The sequence below is a fragment of the Pusillimonas sp. ANT_WB101 genome (genome assembly GCF_008369125.1).
Lineage (GTDB): Bacteria > Pseudomonadota > Gammaproteobacteria > Burkholderiales > Burkholderiaceae_B > Allopusillimonas.
The window spans coordinates 224,313-242,341 of the sequence record NZ_VOAY01000002.1; the positions used below are offsets into that span (position 1 = coordinate 224,313).

Annotated in this window: 15 protein-coding genes; 2 read left to right on the forward strand and 13 right to left on the reverse strand. The window is 53.1% G+C overall.

Translation table 11 applies throughout. The features are described from left to right. Positions 1-51 precede the first annotated feature (51 nt). The 5 genes from FQ179_RS09995 to FQ179_RS10015 form a co-directional block, all read right to left on the reverse strand. Complete coding sequence (locus FQ179_RS09995) at positions 52-1,563, reverse strand: amidase family protein (protein WP_149397166.1); 1,512 nt, start codon at positions 1,561-1,563, stop codon at positions 52-54. A 9-nt stretch (positions 1,564-1,572) separates the two neighbouring features. Then, on the reverse strand, positions 1,573-2,865 hold the full coding sequence (locus FQ179_RS10000; RefSeq protein WP_149397167.1) for a TRAP transporter large permease: 1,293 nt from the start codon (positions 2,863-2,865) through the stop codon (positions 1,573-1,575). 9 nt (positions 2,866-2,874) lie between these two features. After that, positions 2,875-3,390, reverse strand: coding sequence for a TRAP transporter small permease (locus FQ179_RS10005; RefSeq protein WP_149397168.1), 516 nt, complete (start codon positions 3,388-3,390; stop codon positions 2,875-2,877). Between the two features lie 84 nt (positions 3,391-3,474). Then, complete coding sequence (locus FQ179_RS10010; RefSeq protein ID WP_149397169.1) at positions 3,475-4,482, reverse strand: TRAP transporter substrate-binding protein; 1,008 nt, start codon at positions 4,480-4,482, stop codon at positions 3,475-3,477. Positions 4,483-4,564: 82 nt separating this feature from the next. Then, entirely contained in the window at positions 4,565-5,770 is a 1,206-nt protein-coding gene (locus FQ179_RS10015) for an alanine--glyoxylate aminotransferase family protein (protein WP_149397170.1), read from the reverse strand. 209 nt (positions 5,771-5,979) lie between these two features. Between FQ179_RS10015 and FQ179_RS10020 the strand changes: the two genes are divergently transcribed. Together FQ179_RS10020 and FQ179_RS10025 are read left to right on the forward strand one after the other, a co-directional pair. Next, the gene (locus tag FQ179_RS10020) at positions 5,980-6,717 is read left to right on the forward strand and encodes a GntR family transcriptional regulator (protein WP_149397171.1); all 738 of its coding nucleotides are present in this window, start codon (positions 5,980-5,982) and stop codon (positions 6,715-6,717) included. A 7-nt stretch (positions 6,718-6,724) separates the two neighbouring features. Beyond that, positions 6,725-9,733 carry an FAD-binding and (Fe-S)-binding domain-containing protein gene (locus FQ179_RS10025; protein ID WP_149397172.1) on the forward strand — a complete coding sequence of 1,003 codons (3,009 nt, stop codon included), beginning with the start codon at positions 6,725-6,727 and terminating at the stop codon, positions 9,731-9,733. A gap of 207 nt (positions 9,734-9,940) precedes the next feature. Here the strand turns inward: FQ179_RS10025 and FQ179_RS10030 are convergent, their stop codons facing one another. From FQ179_RS10030 to FQ179_RS10065, 8 genes are all read right to left on the reverse strand, one after another. Beyond that, on the reverse strand, positions 9,941-10,651 hold the full coding sequence (locus tag FQ179_RS10030; protein ID WP_149397173.1) for an ABC transporter ATP-binding protein: 711 nt from the start codon (positions 10,649-10,651) through the stop codon (positions 9,941-9,943). Next, positions 10,638-11,396, reverse strand: a complete 759-nt coding sequence (locus FQ179_RS10035) for an ABC transporter ATP-binding protein (protein ID WP_149397663.1) — start codon at positions 11,394-11,396, stop codon at positions 10,638-10,640. The genes FQ179_RS10030 and FQ179_RS10035 overlap by 14 nt, the downstream gene beginning before the upstream one ends. Beyond that, on the reverse strand, positions 11,393-12,325 hold the full coding sequence (locus FQ179_RS10040) for a branched-chain amino acid ABC transporter permease (protein WP_149397174.1): 933 nt from the start codon (positions 12,323-12,325) through the stop codon (positions 11,393-11,395). The genes FQ179_RS10035 and FQ179_RS10040 overlap by 4 nt, the downstream gene beginning before the upstream one ends. Then, positions 12,322-13,185 carry a branched-chain amino acid ABC transporter permease gene (locus tag FQ179_RS10045; RefSeq protein ID WP_149397175.1) on the reverse strand — a complete coding sequence of 288 codons (864 nt, stop codon included), beginning with the start codon at positions 13,183-13,185 and terminating at the stop codon, positions 12,322-12,324. The genes FQ179_RS10040 and FQ179_RS10045 overlap by 4 nt, the downstream gene beginning before the upstream one ends. A gap of 211 nt (positions 13,186-13,396) precedes the next feature. Then, entirely contained in the window at positions 13,397-14,230 is an 834-nt protein-coding gene (locus tag FQ179_RS10050; RefSeq protein WP_149397176.1) for a cyclase family protein, read from the reverse strand. Positions 14,231-14,281: 51 nt separating this feature from the next. Continuing rightward, on the reverse strand, positions 14,282-15,082 hold the full coding sequence (locus FQ179_RS10055; RefSeq protein WP_149397177.1) for an enoyl-CoA hydratase/isomerase family protein: 801 nt from the start codon (positions 15,080-15,082) through the stop codon (positions 14,282-14,284). An 88-nt stretch (positions 15,083-15,170) separates the two neighbouring features. After that, complete coding sequence (locus FQ179_RS10060) at positions 15,171-16,334, reverse strand: ABC transporter substrate-binding protein (RefSeq protein WP_149397178.1); 1,164 nt, start codon at positions 16,332-16,334, stop codon at positions 15,171-15,173. A 26-nt stretch (positions 16,335-16,360) separates the two neighbouring features. Continuing rightward, on the reverse strand, positions 16,361-17,911 hold the full coding sequence (locus FQ179_RS10065; RefSeq protein ID WP_188074575.1) for an AMP-binding protein: 1,551 nt from the start codon (positions 17,909-17,911) through the stop codon (positions 16,361-16,363). Positions 17,912-18,029: the final 118 nt, after the last annotated feature.

Genomic DNA, 18,029 nt, shown 5'->3' on the forward strand with positions numbered 1-18,029 from the left:
CGTGCCGCGCACCCGGACTGTGCACGACCCTGAAACAGGCTCACGACATGTTTAATCGGGCCATAAAGTATGCAAGGGTGGTTTGCGAACACGAGCCCGTTGCTCGAAGGCGTATCCCAGCCCGAGCAACAGGGGTTCGTCGAAAGGCCGGGCCAGCAAATCCATGCCCATGGGTACGCCCAAGGGCGCGTTGGCATCAGGCGTGGAAAACCCCATGGGCACAGTCAGTGCGGGAAACCCAGTCAGGGCAGCCAATATGCCATTGCGTTCGGCCTGACCACCCACGCTTATGGGTACGACCAGGCATTTCTGTAAAGGGTAGGCCAAGGCGTCAAGCGCAAGCTCGGCCATGAGTGCCAAGACGCGATCCTGCAGGCGAACGTGTGCGGCGAGTCGGTGCAAGTACTCGACATCGTGCTCGGCATCGATAACGCCATTGGCCTGTTCCAGGAACTCTTGCAAGGTTTCTCGATGGTAGCCGCCGCCCGCCAAGATATCGTCCATGTTCTGCACAGCGCGTTGTGACGAGGTTTTCAAGTAGGCCTCGAATAAAGGTTTGAATTCCCATTTTTGTACGTCACCATCACGCAGCAGAACATCGGCATCAATACCCGAATCATCGATCTCCAGCACCTGCGCACCGCCATCGCGCATGGTTTGTATTGCGCGAGCCATGGCTGCGTTGACCTGCTGATGTTGTGGCTCGCCCCCCATAAGGCTGCGCAATACGCCTACTCGTTTGCCTTCAAAGGCATCGTCACGTAGCGATGCGCCATAGGTGGACGGGGTGCGGCCTACCGAGCGCGCAGTGACGGGATCCTCGGCGTCGTAGCCTGCGATTACCTCGAGGACACGCGCCAGGTCGGACACTGTTCGGGCCATTGGCCCCACCGAGTCTTGCGTGTGCGATACGGGCATGACACCCGCGCGACTGATCAGGCCTCGCGTGGGCCGCAGCCCAAACAGACTATTGGCCGACGCCGGCGAGCGCACGGAGTTGACTGTATCTGTGCCGATGGCCACGGTCGCGAAACTCATGGCTGCCGCCACACCCGAACCGCCACTAGAGCCGCCCGGCGTGCGGGTTAGATCATAAGGATTGAGCGTCTGACCACCCAGAGAACTGACCGTGGTGCCTGCCAGGGCAAACTCATGCAAGTTTGTTTTAGCCAGTATGATCGCCCCGGCATCACGCAGCTTTCGCACTACGGCGCTATCTTTTGCAGCTACCGTGCCCTGCAACGAAAGGGATCCACCCGTCGTGGGCATATCGGCCGTATTGCAGTTGTCCTTGACTGCCACGATCACGCCATGCAGAGGCCCTGAAAGTTTGCCTTCAGAGGCCAGCGTCGCATCCAGATTGGCCGCAAGCTCGTGCGCCGCCGGGTTCACTGCCAGCACAGCGCGCAGCTTCGGCCCGTTTTGGTCCCAGCGGGCAATGCGTGCCAGATAGGCATCCACCAGCCCGACACAGGTCAACTCGCCAGCCAGCAGCTGTTTTTGCAAGCCTGCTATGGTTGCTTCCTCGACGACATCAATGGGTGTCGACACGTGCGCACACATCAGAACTCCTTAAGTGATCAAGTAAACAAACCCTAGGGAAATAATTGGAATAAATGTCACCAGCATCAGCACAATAACTTCGCAGATCACAAAAGGCACGGCGGCGCGCGCCGCTGTTGTGAAGGGTATGCCGGCAATCTGCGAGGCCAGGTACAAAGCTAGGCCGACTGGCGGCGTTATATGGGCCATGGACAAATTAACCGTCATGATGGCGCCAAAATGTATGGTATCGACGCCCACCGCCTGCACCGCTGGCAGAAATAACGGCACCAGCAGGTAAATTGCCGACACCGGATCCAAAAACATACCCGCAAAAACCAGAATAAAATTTACCAACAGCAGCATAATCACCCTGCTGCCACCGCTCACCAGCACCAGCCAGTCACGGATCAAGGACGCAGTCCCATCAATCATCAGCACATATGACAAGATGGAGGCCATGGCCAGAATCAGCATGACCACGCCGGTCGTGATGCCAGATTCCAGCATCAGGTACGGGTACTCGCGCCACTTCATTTCGCGATAAACAAAGCGATCAACGAGAAAAACGTAGACGACCATTACGGCGGCGGCCTCGGTGGCGGTAAACACGCCCGAATAAATTCCGCCCAGCACAATCACCGGCGCCAACAGCCCCCAGGATGCCTCACGCAAGGTTCGCCAAAAAATCGGCCAGCTGCGTTCGACTGGCACGATGGGGTAACGACGATGCTTGGCAACCAGGTAGATGTAAATGGACAGCACACCGACGAGCGTAATGCCCGGCCCTATGCCTGCAGCAAACAGTTTCGGAATCGAGGTATTGGCGATCACACCGTAAAGAATCAGATTGATACTTGGTGGAATCACGACTCCAAATGTGCATCCAGCCGCAACCGTTGCTGTGGCAAAGCCAATGGGGTAACCCACTTTGTGCATGGCACCGATGAGGAATCCCAGCGCGGCGATCGCCGCTATATTTGAGCCACTGAGGGCGCCTAGAAAGGCGCCGGCAACGACGACGGTGATAGCGAGACCACCCGGTAGTTCACCAACAATGACTTGCGCCAGTGTAATCAGGCGAGACGCCACCCCTGTTTTGGACAGCATCGCGCCAGCGACGACAAACAGCGGGATAGCCAGCAAGGTGAAAGAGCTGATGGCTCCCGAAAAAATCATGGGTAGCGTCTGAAACGGTGCCAGGTCATAGATGGCAAACGCGACCACACCAGCCAAGCCCAGGGAAATTGATATGGGAAAATTGGCCAGCAAAAACAAGAAGAACAGTACGAAGGCAAGCAGGCCGGAGCTCGGGAGTTCCATAATTCGGCCTTACTCCGGCAGTCTGGGCATGTTGGGGTAACGCAAGCGCCCCGACAGATCACGCACAACGGCGATCAGACAGCGCAGGCTGCACAAGCCTAGCGCAACAAAGATTCCGGCATTAACGATCCACACCGGGATACCCGTAGCCGGGCTGGTCTGCCCCACACGATAAGACTGGGCAAGAAACAGCCATGTATACCAGGTTAAGAACAGAAAAAAGCCTGCCATTACGAGCAGAACGAGCAAATCGGCAACCCGGCGCGCCCCACGAGGCAACAGGTTTGCAAGCAGTGGCACACTGCCGTGCTGGTTGTACTTAAAGCCCGCCGCAGCACCGAACAGCGCCGCCCATAGAAACATGAACGTGGCCATTTCATCAGCGCCAATGATAGAGAAACTAAACACATAACGTGTTAACACAGCAAGGAAAGTCAGCACTGCAATACCGATCATGCAGAGCACGACAATGACTTCCTCGATATGAACGAACGCGAATAAAATCGGCCGCGTAATCTGCTTCATGAAATGCCTCTTTCTTAAGAGAGATGCATCAGCTAAAGTTCGCCAGGGCCACCAGCCGCAGCCAGTATGCCCTGGCTATCTGTCTCAGTTCTTGGCTTGCTTTACGCCGTTTTCAAACAGCTCAACGAAATCGGCACCCAGTTTTTCCTTGTACTCGGCATACACCGGCTGCAATGTCTTCTGGAAAACAGCCAGTTGCTCGGGGGTTAGATTGGTAACCGTCATACCGGCCTTTTCCAACTCGGCGGGCAAAATCTTATCTTCTTCTTCCACGATTTTGCGTTCGGCGTCCATCGCCTCGTGGGCGGCGTCCTTGAACATTTTTTGATCTTCCGGACTCAGACCTTTCCAGAATGACGCACCCGTCGCGAAGACGATGGCATCATAGGAATAGTTCCATATGGTCATGTATTTCTGCACATCATAAAAACGTGAAGAAGAGATCAAGGACATCGGGTTTTCCTGACCGTCCACGGTCCCGGTTTGCAACGCAGTGAACACCTCGGAAAAACTCATGGTGGTCGGGTTCGCCCCCAACTCCTTGAATATCGCAAGGTACAGCGGTATTCCCGGCACCCGGATCTTAAGATTCTTGAAATCGGCTGGTTGCGTGATCGGCAGGCGCGAGTTAGTCACCTGGCGAAAGCCATTTACCCCCCAGGCAAGACCAACCAGATCGCGATTTTCCAGGGTTTTCATCAGAGCATCGCCTGCAGGGCCGTCCAAGACCTTGTTGGCCGTCTCATGATCAGGAAACAACCACGGCAGGCCCAGCGCCTGAAACTTGGGATCCAGCCCGGTCATCCAGGTTGTTGATTTGATCAGGAACTGAATACCGCCGCCCTGCGCCATTTCCATTTCTACGCGATCATTGCCGCCAGCCATTGCCGCATTGGGATGCAGGCTGACCTTGAAATCGCCATTGGAGCGTTCTTCTACCAGCTTCTGGAATACCTTAGCCCCCTTGTCCCAACTCGACCCTTCGGCCACGTTATATGACACATGAACCCGCTTGGCCGCCTGAGCTCCTGGCGCCATGGTGAATACAGCCAGGGTCATTGCAGACGTTAGTAATAGCTTTGAAAATCGCATGTCACTCCTCCTCGTTTTAGGCCTGCAGGCTCTTCGTCCTGCGGGCTCGGACCGCGCAATCTTCTCGCGGGCAATCGGTCCGTCAGGTGACGGCTGTGGATCTAACCTCTGCGTTTTGCGCCAGATACCCCATGGCGGCCTGTACCCCGCCTTTTTTGTGCGGCACCCCAGCCAGCTCAAGGCCCATCTCTATGCCCGCAAGCGTTCCGCACACAGACAGATCGTTGATGTCGCCCAGATGCCCAATGCGAAAGACTTTGTCCTTGAGTTTGGAGAGGCCCTGCCCCAACGACATATTGAAATGATCCAGCACAACCTTTCGAAACGCGTCGGCACTGTGGCCTTCCGGCATGATCACTGCAGTCAGTGCCGGACTGTATTCAGCCGGGTCGGCGCAGAGGACTTCCAGGCCCCAGGCGAGCACTGCTCGACGGGTCGCCTCACCGTGGCGCTGGTGCCGTGCAAACACCGTCTCCAGCCCCTCATGAAAAATCATCTCTAACGCCTCATGCAGGCCGTAGAGCAGATTGGTAGCGGGCGTATACGGAAAATAACCAGTGGCGTTGCTGGCGATCATGGGGTGCCAGTCCCAATACGAACGCCTCAGCGTCGCGTGTTCACTGGCGGCCAATGCCTTGGCGCTGATTGCATTAAAGGACAAGCCCGGCGGCAGCATCAGGCCTTTCTGAGAACCTGCCACCGAAACATCCACGCCCCACTCATCGTGGCGGTAATCGATGGAACCCAACGATGAAATGGTATCGACCATGAGCAAGGCCGGATGCTTGGCGCGGTCGATTGCCGCACGCACGCCATTAACGTTGCTGGTCACGCCGGTGGCGGTTTCATTGTGCACGATGCACACCGCCTTGATTTCATGATCGGCGTCGGCTTTCAAACGAGCCTCAATCGCCGAAGCGTCGGCACCTCGCCGCCAGTCGCCAGGAAGGAACTCGACCCGCAGACCTAGTTCCGTTGCCATTTTCTTCCACATGGCAGCGAAATGCCCGGTCTCGGCCATAAGAACCAAATCGCCGGCCGACAGCGTATTGACCAGAGCCGCTTCCCACGCACCCGTACCTGACGCCGGATAGATGACAACGTGGCTTTTGGTCTTGAACACCTTTTTCATACCTGCGAGCACGGACTTGCCGAGCTCCCCAAATTCGGGGCCGCGATGGTCGATGGTGACGTTATCGATGGCGCGTAACACGCGGTCGGGTACGTTGGTTGGGCCAGGAATCTGGAGAAAGTGGCGACCGGAAGGATGCGAGCTAAGCCGAAGCATATTTAAGCCTCTTCTGTGATTGGTATACAAAACACAATCAGGGCATGGTACGCCGCCTTTCTAACCTCGACAAGGGGAATTACTCCCTATGGCACTTATATTCAAAGACGAGCATGCTTTATGGCGAAGAGGAATCGAGTGCGCTTTTATGTGCTTAGCTGTGTCGGATCGCTATAATATATCCCTTGTTGGTATACAAAATTTGATCTATGTTCACTACCCCGACCCCCACGCTGATCGACGACACCCTCGATCGACGCACGCTTCCAGCTGCTGCCGCAGAACGACTGCGCGAACTCATCATCGAAGGTGAGTTGCCGCCCGGCACGCGACTGAACGAGCGGGCCTTGAGCGAACGCCTGGGTGTCTCGCGTACACCTCTGCGCGAAGCGTTTCGCCTGCTGGCCTCCGAGAGCCTGGTCGAAATCCAGCCCAATCGCGGCGCAAGAGTCGCCGTCTTGTCGGAAATCGACATCCGGGAAAGCTTTGCCGTGCTGGGAGGGCTAGAGGCCCTCTCGGGCGAGCTGGCCTGCCAACATGCCACAGAAGATGAAATCGCCGAGATCCGTGCGCTTACTTTTGAAATGCAAGCTTGCCATGCGAGGCAAAACCTGCCCACCTACTACCGGGTCAATCGTGAAATCCATAACTGCATTAACCGGGCGGCCCGCAACCGCCTGCTCGAGCAGGTTTACTCCACGCTGAACCAGCGCGTTCAGAACTTGCGATTTCGCTCTAACCTGAACCCCGACAAATGGAAGAAAGCCATGGAAGAGCACATCGCCATGGTCGATGCGCTCTCACGGCGCGACGGGGTTGAGCTGGGCCGCCTGATGCGGGAGCATCTGCAGCGCAAATGCGAGGCCGTTATTGAAGGCCTTGGCAAAGAACATAACCACACCCAAGACCCTCCCGTGGTTCCATCTACCCCCATCCAAGACGGCTGAATCAACCATGAACGCGCCCCTGCCCCAAAAAGTCATACACGCCGACCAACAGCGCAACGAGCTCTCTGAGCGGCTCACGCGTGAGGTTCAGGGTGAAATTCTGTTTGGCCGGGGCGATCGCGGCCGCTACGCGACCGACGCCTCAATCTATCAAGCCGACCCAATCGGGGTGCTGGTTCCAAAAACCTTTGACGACGTTCGTATTGCGGCATCCATCTGTGCCGAATTGCGTGCGCCCTTTGTCGCGCGTGGCGGCGGAACATCTCAATGCGGCCAGACGGTAGGGCCAGCCCTGATACTGGACAACAGCAAATACCTTAACCGCGTTCTCAGTTTCGACCATGAGGGCATGACGGTAACGGTAGAGCCAGGCATTGTGCTCGATCACCTTAACGCGTGGCTTAAGCCGCACGGCGTCTGGTTTCCTGTGGACGTAAGCACCTCGGCCCAATGCACGCTGGGCGGTATGGCTGGCAATAATTCCTGTGGCTCACGTTCCATTCAGTACGGCAACATGGTGCACAACGTGCTCTCCATCGATGCCCTGCTGGCCGATGGCACCGAGGGCCAGTTCGGGCCTCTGGCGGCCATGCCAACAGACAGCGGGCGCATTGCCTCTATCGTGCGCCGCCTTCAGGAAATCGCTGTGCGCGAGCATGACGAAATCGCCCGCACCGTACCCAAGGTTTTACGCCGGGTGGGCGGCTATAACCTCGATATATTTAACCCACAAAGCGAACGCCCCTATACCGCAGACAACAGCCCCAACCTCGCCCACCTGCTGGTGGGTAGTGAGGGCACGCTGGCGCTCACGCGCCAGATCACGCTGCAACTCGCGCCGCTGCCTGTGCACAAAACGCTGGGGGTGGTGAACTTTCCGACGTTTTACCAGGCCATGGACATGGCGCAGCACATTGTGAAGCTGGGCCCGGTGGCGGTTGAACTGGTTGATCGCACCATGATCGACCTAGCACGCAACAACCCGGCCTTTGGCCCCACCATAGAACGCGCGCTGCTCGGCGAACCCCAGGCCATACTGCTGGTCGAGTTTGCAGGTATCGAGCAAGACGAACAGGTCGCACGGTTACGGCAGTTGGTGGAGCTTATGGGTGATTTAGGGCTGCCCAACAGCGTGGTCGAAATGCCCGAGGCTGCAGCGCAGCAGGCCTTATGGTCAGTGCGCAAGGCAGGCCTGAACATCATGATGAGTATGCGCGGGGACGGCAAGCCGGTTTCTTTCATCGAAGACTGCGCCGTACCGCTGGAACACCTGGCTGAATACACCAGTCGCCTGACCGAGGTCTTTCACAAGCACGGCACCAGCGGCACCTGGTATGCCCACGCCTCGGTAGGAACCTTGCACGTGCGCCCCATTCTGGACATGCGCACCGATGGCGCAGGCAAGATGCGCGCCATCGCCGAAGAGGCCAGCGCCATCGTGCGCGAATACAAGGGCGCGTTCTCGGGCGAGCACGGCGACGGCCTGGCACGTAGTGAATGGGTCTCGTGGCAGTTCGGCCCACGCATGACCCAGGCGTTTGAAGAGATTAAAGACCTGTTCGACCCACAGGGCCTCATGAACCCCGGCAAGATCGTGCGCAGCCCCAAGTTTGACGACGTCTCGCTGTTTCGATTTAACCCCACCTATCAGGTTTTGCCGCTGGCGGCTGCGTTAGACTGGTCCAGCTGGAACGTCACCGGCAACGCCGCCGCACAAACCACAAGCGCGCCAGGGACCGGTGGTGACCCTTCTCATGGCTTTGCCAAAGCCATCGAGATGTGCAACAACAACGGCCACTGCCGCAAATTCGATGCCGGCACCATGTGCCCCAGCTATCGCGTCACGCATGATGAACGCCACCTGACGCGAGGTCGCGCCAACACTCTGCGACTGGCGCTTTCAGGCCAAATGGGGCCAGACGCCTTTACCTCCGAAGAAGTACGCCAGACGCTGGATCTCTGTGTCAGCTGCAAAGGCTGCAAGCGCGAGTGCCCCACAGGGGTGGACATGGCCAAAATGAAAATCGAGTTTCTGTACCAGTGGCAGAAACAACACGGCCTGCGCCTCAAGGACAAACTCATCGCCACCATGCCCCGTTGGGCGCCATGGGCGGCACGCCTGCCGTGGTTATTCAACTTGCGTGACACGGTGCCCGGTGCCGCATGGCTTTCAGAACGCCTGTTGGGCTTGTCCGCGCGTCGTTCGTTACCCCGATGGCGCCGCGACACGTTCCTGGCCACTGCGCACTCCGACCATAACGACGACGCAGACGTCGTCCTGTTTGCCGATACCTTTAACAACTACCTGGAGTCGGAAAACGCCCGCGCCGCCCTGAGCGTGTTGCAGGCTGCCGGCTACAAAGTCCATATCGCCCGCGCCCATCCCAAAGATTCTGAAAAAGACCGGCCCCTGTGCTGTGGGCGCACCTATCTTTCCGCCGGCCTGGTCGATGAGGCCAAGGCCGAAGCCCGTCGTGTCGTACAAGCACTGAGTCCCTTCATAGCTCGCGGCATTCCTGTTGTCGGCCTAGAACCCTCGTGTCTGCTATCACTGCGCGATGAATTTCTGGTCATGGGCATGGGCGAAGACGCAAGCAAACTCGCACGCCTGTCGTTTTTATTCGAAGAATTTCTCGCGCGTGAACACACTGCAGGTACCTTGCACCTGGCGCTCAAGCCCCTACCTGAGAAAAAGGCACTGCTGCACGGCCATTGTCATCAAAAAGCCTTCGACGCCGTCAAGCCGGTGCTGACCGTCTTGGCAATGATTCCGGAACTGGACGTGAACCTGATTGAATCAAGCTGTTGTGGCATGGCGGGCAGCTTTGGCTACGAAGCCACCCACTACGACGTGTCGATGCAGATGGCAGAACTGTCACTGCTACCTGCCGTGCGCAAGGCCGACGCCGACACCCTGCTGGTCGCCGATGGCACCAGCTGTCGCCACCAGATCGCCGACGGGTCGGGCCGGAAGGCCGAACATGTGGCCTGTGTATTGGCGCGTGCGCTGGCTTGAGCCTTACAGTGACTTTAAATACCCCACCACATCGGCGACCTCGGCAGGGGTCAGGTTAAGCGACTGCCTGGCGTTGTACTGATTACCCCCCCTGATGCAAACTAATTGTCGACGGTGGAGACTACTCGTGAAGAAAGTGAGATCGCAACGCCGCTATCACTACCGTCTTCGTCTAAGCCGACACAAAACTTGGGGTTTCTTACAAACTCAGGCGCCAAGGTACACTTTTCGCACTTCATCGTTGCTTAGCAGGTCACTTGCTGGCCCCTCCAGGCGAACAACTCCGGTTTCCAAAACATACCCATAATCAGCAAGCCTCAATGCCAACTGGGCATTTTGTTCTACAAGAAGAACCGACACCCCAGCATCAGAAATATTTTTTATGATCTTTCCGATTTCAACGATGAGCTTAGGCGCCAACCCCAACGTGGGCTCATCAAGTATCAGCAGCTTTGGCTCCATCATTAATGCTCTTCCTATCGCTACCATTTGCTGTTCGCCGCCGGACATCGTCGATACCCGTTGATTTAATCGTTCTTTAATTCGTGGAAATAGCTCCATGACGACAGCAGCCTGACTGCGAACCTTCGAGTAGTTGGGCAATACGAACCCACCCATCCTCAGATTTTCATACACGGTCATCTCGGCGAACAGCTTTCTTCCCTCCGGGGACACAGCCATCCCTTTGATTGCGGCTTCGTGTTGCTTGATCTTGGAAATATCTTCACCGTCAAACACTATTGACCCACTTAGGCCCCGCAATTGCCCACAGATCACGTTAAGCAGTGTTGTTTTACCCGCACCATTTGAGCCCAGAACGGTAACGATTTTACCTTTTGGAACTTCGATGGACACGTTATTCAATACCAGACCTTTGCCATAACTTGCATCGAGGTTAGCTACACTAAGTAAACTCATATGTGGCTCCAAGATAGGCCTCTATCACGTCTGGATTGTTTCTTACACCATCGGGCTCATCAACAACAATCACTTGCCCGGCACTCAACGCCATGATGCGATCACATACGTTCATGATCAGCTTCATGTCGTGCTCCACAATCAGAATGGTAATGTTTAGTTCAGAGCGCAGGCGGCGGATTAACTCCGCTAGTTGCACCTTCTCGGACGAATTAAGCCCTGCTGCAGGTTCATCCATTAACAGAATATTTGGGGAAGTCACTATGGCCATCGCAAGGTTCAAAGCCTTTTGCTTTCCGTAGGGCAGTGCGCCAGCTTGTTGGTATTCGTCTTCTGTCAGGCCTACAAACTCGAGAGCATTATGGATTTCAATCTTACCAACAGATTTATCATGAAAAAGCGTATTTAAGAAGGATGATGGTTGAAAGCATTTTGGTAGATACCATGCGTTCAGAAGGTTTTCTTTAACCGTCTCATCTTCGAATAAGACAGGCGATTGAAATGTACGCGCCAAACCCATACGCGCAATCTTGGACACCGACTTGTTGGTGATATCGCTTTCTTCAAGCCATACCTTTCCTTCAGTAGGAGGAATCATGCCCGCGATCAAGTTCAATACTGTCGTCTTTCCTGCACCATTTGGCCCAATCAGCCCAAATATTTCGCTACGCTTCACTTCAAAAGAAACATCGTTGACGGCAGCCAGCCCGCCAAAGCGTTTCGTAAGTCGATCTGTCTTGATCATATTTTTCTTCTCGATCTTTTGCGGAAGCGATCAACAATACCAAGAACACCTGTAGGTGCAAATAGCAATATTAATATCAATATGATTGCATAGGACAGTAATTGGTATTCTCGCATATCTCGCAATACTTCCGGCAACGGCTGGATGATGACTGCACCGATTAATGCACCAACGGGGCTGGTCATGCCGCCTACGACATTCATTACAATAGCATCCATGGTTATATGGAAGCTAAATGGTGCTGGCGACAAAAACCGAATGTAATGAGCGTACAACCCGCCAGCAATACCGGCGAAAAATGCACTTACTGAAAAAATACAGACACGCCATAACAATGTGCGCACGCCGAGCGATTGCCCTAACTCATCATTTGTACGCAAGCACGATACGATGCGACCTAGCAAACCCTTCTTGAAATAGAGTGCGAAAAACAAGACTACACACAATGCAGCGAACGATATCAGGTAATACGATGAAGAGTTCTCGACGACAAACGCTCCGACTGCCAGTCTTTTGATACCGTAAAGCCCGCTGTTGCCACCGGTTAAGCTGGTCCATTCTTGGAGCAGCATATTGACTATTTGAGCAAACGAGAATGTCAGCAATACGAAATAAACACCCCGAATTTTTAGAACCAACGGAGCAATAATCGCAGCAATTAGCGAGGCGAACACAGCGCCAACAAATATCGTAACGCCCGTAGGTACATTTAGCCTTAAAGACAAAAGTGCTGATGTGTAAGCACCAATCGCCATAAATGCGACATGAGCAAATGATAATTGGCCCATCAATAAAACTATGTTGATCGAAATGGCAACGATCCCCATGATGCAGACCATTATCGCGATGTGATAAACGTAATCGGCTTGTACAAACAAAGGCACTAAGCCCAAGCAGATCAACCCCAAGAATAAAATTATTGTCCTCATGACGCTTTTCCGAGCAGTCCGAGAGGCTTATACAGAAGCAATATAACGACGAAGGAAAAAGAAAAAATCATCGCAATATTCTGTGTGTAAAACGTTGCAAATATTGACTCAAAAAGACCGAGTAACAGCCCGCCGATCGCCGCCCCTGGTATTGACCCAAGCCCTCCTATGATTACGACAATAAAAGCTTTTAGCATAGGCACTTCGCCCATATAAGGTCCGACGTCATAGATCGGCGCCATAAGTGCACCCGCAAATGCCGCGAGACCTGTTCCCAGTACAAATGCCAGTGACTGCATCTTGCGTGTTGGTATACCCATTAAGGATGCCGTCCGATGGTCTTGCGAGACAGCGTCGATAGCCAAACCCGTCTGTGTTTTCTTCATGAACAGGTAAAACATGACAAGTATGATTGCAGATATTAAAGCGACCAGACTACGATCCTTTGCGATAACAATGCCCGCCACAGACCACGCACCCGTAACAACGCGCGGTACGGTAACCTCTTGTGGTCCAAATATTAATAAGGCGGCAGATTGTAAAGCGATACCGATTGCAAGCGCCATGATCATGCCTTGCAGCTCAAGCCCGTGCAGTGGTCTGAACAGCACCCGCTCCAATATGAAACCAATCGCGGCAGCAAAAACAATAGCAAGAAAAACAGCAATAAAAAACGGAAGCTTCAACAGAACAATTAATACATATGTACAAAAGGCGCCAATCATATAAAATTCGCCATGAGCGAAGTTCACCAGACGCATTATCCCAAAAATTAAAGTAAAACCAGTAGCTATCAATACATATATAGCCCCACTGAAAAGTCCGTTAACTAATATTTGCCCAATGAGCTGTAATGACATGTATTTCCCGTGCCGTAAAAAAACCTAAACAGGTCATTCATAAACGAACTTTCGCCGATTAACGCACCTTCACGATGAGAGCACTTACGATATTGTAGAAATCATGTGATAACTTGAATTAATATTGGTTCTGGCTTGATCTCATCCATATCTACAATACTTTCCGCTTTTTTTGCTTGCGCGGCACCATAGCGGCCGGCTAACTGCTAGATTATTTTTGAATGATCGCTAACGGTCTTACTGGGGATGCGGTTGCTCCCTTCAAGTTTAATGGAAGCATCACCAGCGTAAATATCATCACGCCTTGCTGTGCAAGTTCTTCCGTCCGCAAATTTTCAATTAGGTAAACGCCACAATCCACAAGCGTGTGAATGTGTACCGGCATTACAACTGTGGGATCCACACCGGGCACGACCTCTACAGCCATGGTGTCAGAGCCTATGGCAAATACTTTGTGATCAGTCAGATAACGCGCTGCTTCAAGCGTGATACCGGGGCAACTGCTGGCGTAAGATGACCGCCTGTCATCATAAAAACGCCCCCATCCTGTATGAATAACAACGATATCGCCAGGGGCTAACGCCACGTCGTTTTTTGCGATTGTTTCTTCGATGTCTTGTGCTGTAATAGGACGACCGCCCTCTAGATAGCTGCCACCGTCCAGCCCCGACAGATCGAGCAAGATGGCACGTGTGATCGTCATAGGGATCTGGGCCGCATCAAGGTCACGCAGAGCAAGGCTACCAACCGTATCATCAGTGGTCCTTCCTCCGTGCATGCATGCCCCGCACGAGAAGTGTCCCAAGGCGTCGACATGTGTACCAACATGGAAAGTCATATTCACCAGTTCCACGTTAACACCTGGCTCGTTTACCACTCCGTTCCGTTTAAGAGCCGATATAGTGCGGTCTGCCGTGGTCCAAAGCGTCATTTGATAGGCTGGCTGAGCCCCTGGGATATGGGGCGACTTAGGGCTAACAGGTTGGCTCAAGTCGAGAACCAATGCCGACTCAGGTATTAGGGTTGTGTTCAAATGAAACGGCATGGAGTTCTCACGAGCAGCAGGTAAGTAATTGAAAGTGTGGAACGATAAAAATTAGTGCCGCTTTTGCTTTAATTTTTTTACGTACTCGGCGCCGACTTGTCGCGTCTCCGGATCATTGCGTACGAAAAAGCCGTGAAACATATCGCTAGGCGCGGGTGGTAGCAAATCATTGTTGGCACGATCAATTGTGTTGATTGTTGCGAGAAGTAATGCTTCGGAGCGTTTACCCAGATTGATGGCAACATCATGAACACGATCTTCCAGCGAGTTGTCACTCACTATCTCCGTTACTAACCTGCCAGCATCGCGATGATCCACAGGAAGTACCGTACAGTTAAGAATCATGTCGGCGGCGCGCACAGGGCCCACCTCCCGTGTCAAAAGAGAAGCGCCGCCAAGTAGAAATGGGATTCCGAAGTCAAGCTCAGGCAATGCAAAGGTGGTGTTGCTGGCAGCGTAACGTAGGTGGCACTGCAGAGCCATTGCTAGCCCAGCACCTACAACATGACCATGCAGCTGGGCAATACGAACCACAGGAGCACGGCCGATTAGCTCCAACATGGAACTTACACGTTGTGCATCAAACATTTTCTCGCGAGGGGTGCCCTCTGACCTTTGCGTAGTTACGTCGTAGCCCGCGCAGAAACTGCGACCTGCCCCTTTGAACACCAGTACCCTCACATCGGGTCTCCAACCCAAGTCAGATACAGCGTGCTGAATTTCGTCAGCCATCGTGAAATTAATAGCATTCAACTGTTCGGGACGATTTAGCATAATGACTGCTACGTTTTTTTCAACAGCGACGACTATGCACGTATATTTTTTGTTAGCCTGTTTTGAATCGTTGCTCATTCGCTTCTCGCTTGCACTGTGATCAAAGCAGGCCTCGCCCGTATGGCGAGGTCTGTCCCATGAGACGCTGTTATTTGCACTCAGACGGTCAATTGTTAGACGTTTTGCCTTGAATAACTGGTATACCGTTTTTCACCACGGCGATATAGTTCACAGTGTCGATCTGCTGGGCCACACCGATATTGGCCTTGCCTCCCAGCGTCAGGTCATTTCCCTGAAGTGACTTGACGGGAAACACGGTTGGCAAAGCTTCAAGCACTTTATCAACGTTTTCACTGCCACCGGCTTTTTGTATGGCATGCAATAGGACATTTGGCCCGTCATAATACGGAACAATGATCATATTTGGCTTATGCTTATTGCGTTCTTCGTAAGCATGCGCCAATTTTTGATAACCCTCATTCTCAGGGTCTCCAAACATCATAGTTATCAATCCCTCTGTGGCTTCGTTGCCTGCAGATTTGATAACTTGATCAGGACCGGAGCCTCCAGACATGAAAAATAGCCCCTGGTAACCCATCTCCCGTGCTTGTCGCACGAATAAAGCGGCTGATGAGGGCGGAGTGACTCCTAACTCGATAATGTCGGGCTTATCCCTGAGCATCTTGGTGATGATCGCTTGGAAATCGTTGGTGGATCGTTCAAAAAGCGTCTTGTTTACGATGTTAAACCCATTCTTTTTGAACTCTCTCTCGTCGACCTCTGTAACCCCCCAACCAGTTTCATCATTAGGGTTCATGACGGCGACATTGCGAGCATCAGCTGGGATGTTGTCGCGCAGCCAGCGGATCATGGACGGGATGTAGTTTGCCGGCGTTGAATAGATTCGCCACAAATATGGATTATTTTTATCCATTGGCTCTTCTGCGTAAGCGCCCGACAGAACCAATACTTTCTCTTCTTTGGCCATATCACGGACCGCAACGGTGCCAGCAGATGACAGCACAACGATGTATTTGACGCCATCAGATTTGACCAGCCTGTTGAAGGCGGCGACAGATTGAGCAGCTTGATACTTATCGTCGTAAGCATAGACCTTGACGGGATGCTTCTTGCCGTTTATTTCCAGCCCTCCCTCGCTGTTGTATTTTTCAGCTAGTATTTTTGCGCCCTCAGACGCAGCCATTCCCCAAGCTGACGCCGCTCCGGTCATTGGCGCGATTACGCCAATTTTTATTTCCTCCTGAGCAAACGCCACGCTTCCGGCCAAGGCCAATATTGAGATGAGTACTGGTTTTATTAAAAATTTCATCGCCTTCTCCTGTCAACAAACACCAATTAATGGTCGTTCAAACGTCGCAGAGTTTCTGCCCTCAGGTGCTCTTTTTGGACTTTGGATCCATTCGTTCCGTGGGCCATGGGAAAATCATCAACTATCCAGATTTGCTGCGGTACTTTGTAAGATGCCAAGCCGTGACGCAACTTCAACCGTATTTCTTCAGCCGTTAACCGCGATGCTTGCTGCAAGCATACGTATGCAACGGCGTAATTTCGCTCCTTATGACGCACAACAACGAAATGTGACTCGCGTACCCCTTCTATGGAGTTGATAACATCCTCTATTTCGGCCGAGTTGATAAGGTATCCAGCAAGTCGATATGAGTCACCAATTCTTCCTTCATAAATAAGTGCGCCATCCGGCGTAATCTGCGCCATATCGCCTGTTTTGAAAAAACCGTCTTCCGTAAATGCTGAACGTGTCGCTTCTGGATCGTTGAAGTAGCCCATGAAATTGGCGGGTGAGCGAACCTCGAGCGCCCCAGATTCCATGGCGGGCAAAAGGTTTTTAGAACCCACATCACGAATGCGCATTTCAAACTCCGGCCCTGCAATGGGATAGCCGCCAGGCGTTAAGCGCACTTCGATATCTGGATCGTCGTAGAACGACGCAACATACGCCAGTATCTCGCTTGAACCATACAAACTACCCAATGGAAAGCCTTTAGCGAGCAAGCTTGGCCCGACGATACGCAGACTCGCATTAAAGCTGGCTATGCCGTAGAATTTCGCGAAATCCAAGTTGGCCCCAACCGGCAAGTGGTCAGCAATTCGTTGGTAGAGCTCCTCTGACCCATACAGATGCGTGATTCTATGCTTGAGCAGTAGTTGTGCTGCGAGTTCACCGTCGAACGTGCTCATCAATACCGTCTGCCCGCCGGCACGCATATTGGTTAACACGCCCATCAGGCAAAACACACCGCACAGCGGCAATGCGGCCAGTAGTTTTGTGCTCTCGTTATAGTCTTGGCTTTCGATTACTTTTGTAGCGTTGTAATACAGCGAATCTGCACAGTGCGCGACCAGCTTGGGCGCCTTTGTTGTGCCCGACGTAACGAAAAGAATTGATGGCATTTTTGGGTCATACGCATCTTCCACGCCTCTCTGGTGATCTTCTTCACGCAACGCGAAACGCGACACTGAAATACCCGACACAGCGAATGAAGTCGCGGTTTCCGAGAACACACTTATAGATTTAAGGTTGGAGGTCTTTGCAAAATCGACATCTGCAAGAATATCCAAGAAATCTATACCCTTGAAGTCTTTCTCCATTATTAGCATTCGGGCGCCAGACTTGGAAAGTATGTGCTCTACGTCATTTGATTTGTATCGCGTATTGACAGCGGCTAGGGTTGCGCCAACCCGAGAGATAGCAAACAAAAAGACAAGCCACTCAATGCGATTTGTCATCCAGACGGCTACGACATCTGCTGGAGCAATCCCTTCGCGACGTAACCATCCAGCAGTTTGAACGACACGTGCATGAAATTCGCCAACTGTTGTGACCTCAGATTGTGCGTGGAACATGATCGTATCGCTGTTGAACGGCAAATGGTGTTCATAAAACTCAGCTAACTTGTTTGGCATGGGTTCCTTGACGCTTCACTGAAGCGATTGATAGAAAGCATATCCGATCAGAGAGGCCAACATGCACTGGTGTTAATACTAG

What these genes read in the sequence shown, in the direction of transcription:
- FQ179_RS10040 (WP_149397174.1), bottom strand. Translation starts at nt 12,325, where the DNA reads ATGAGGACAATAATTTTATTCTTGGGGTTGATCTGCTTGGGCTTAGTG.
- FQ179_RS10025 (WP_149397172.1), top strand. Translation starts at nt 6,725, where the DNA reads ATGAACGCGCCCCTGCCCCAAAAAGTCATACACGCCGACCAACAGCGC.
- FQ179_RS10010 (WP_149397169.1), bottom strand. Translation starts at nt 4,482, where the DNA reads ATGCGATTTTCAAAGCTATTACTAACGTCTGCAATGACCCTGGCTGTA.
- FQ179_RS10045 (WP_149397175.1), bottom strand. Translation starts at nt 13,185, where the DNA reads ATGTCATTACAGCTCATTGGGCAAATATTAGTTAACGGACTTTTCAGT.
- FQ179_RS10035 (WP_149397663.1), bottom strand. Translation starts at nt 11,396, where the DNA reads ATGATCAAGACAGATCGACTTACGAAACGCTTTGGCGGGCTGGCTGCC.
- FQ179_RS10060 (WP_149397178.1), bottom strand. Translation starts at nt 16,334, where the DNA reads ATGAAATTTTTAATAAAACCAGTACTCATCTCAATATTGGCCTTGGCC.
- FQ179_RS10050 (WP_149397176.1), bottom strand. Translation starts at nt 14,230, where the DNA reads ATGCCGTTTCATTTGAACACAACCCTAATACCTGAGTCGGCATTGGTT.
- FQ179_RS10020 (WP_149397171.1), top strand. Translation starts at nt 5,980, where the DNA reads ATGTTCACTACCCCGACCCCCACGCTGATCGACGACACCCTCGATCGA.
- FQ179_RS10015 (WP_149397170.1), bottom strand. Translation starts at nt 5,770, where the DNA reads ATGCTTCGGCTTAGCTCGCATCCTTCCGGTCGCCACTTTCTCCAGATT.
- FQ179_RS10055 (WP_149397177.1), bottom strand. Translation starts at nt 15,082, where the DNA reads ATGAGCAACGATTCAAAACAGGCTAACAAAAAATATACGTGCATAGTC.
- FQ179_RS10030 (WP_149397173.1), bottom strand. Translation starts at nt 10,651, where the DNA reads ATGAGTTTACTTAGTGTAGCTAACCTCGATGCAAGTTATGGCAAAGGT.
- FQ179_RS10005 (WP_149397168.1), bottom strand. Translation starts at nt 3,390, where the DNA reads ATGAAGCAGATTACGCGGCCGATTTTATTCGCGTTCGTTCATATCGAG.
- FQ179_RS09995 (WP_149397166.1), bottom strand. Translation starts at nt 1,563, where the DNA reads ATGTGTGCGCACGTGTCGACACCCATTGATGTCGTCGAGGAAGCAACC.
- FQ179_RS10000 (WP_149397167.1), bottom strand. Translation starts at nt 2,865, where the DNA reads ATGGAACTCCCGAGCTCCGGCCTGCTTGCCTTCGTACTGTTCTTCTTG.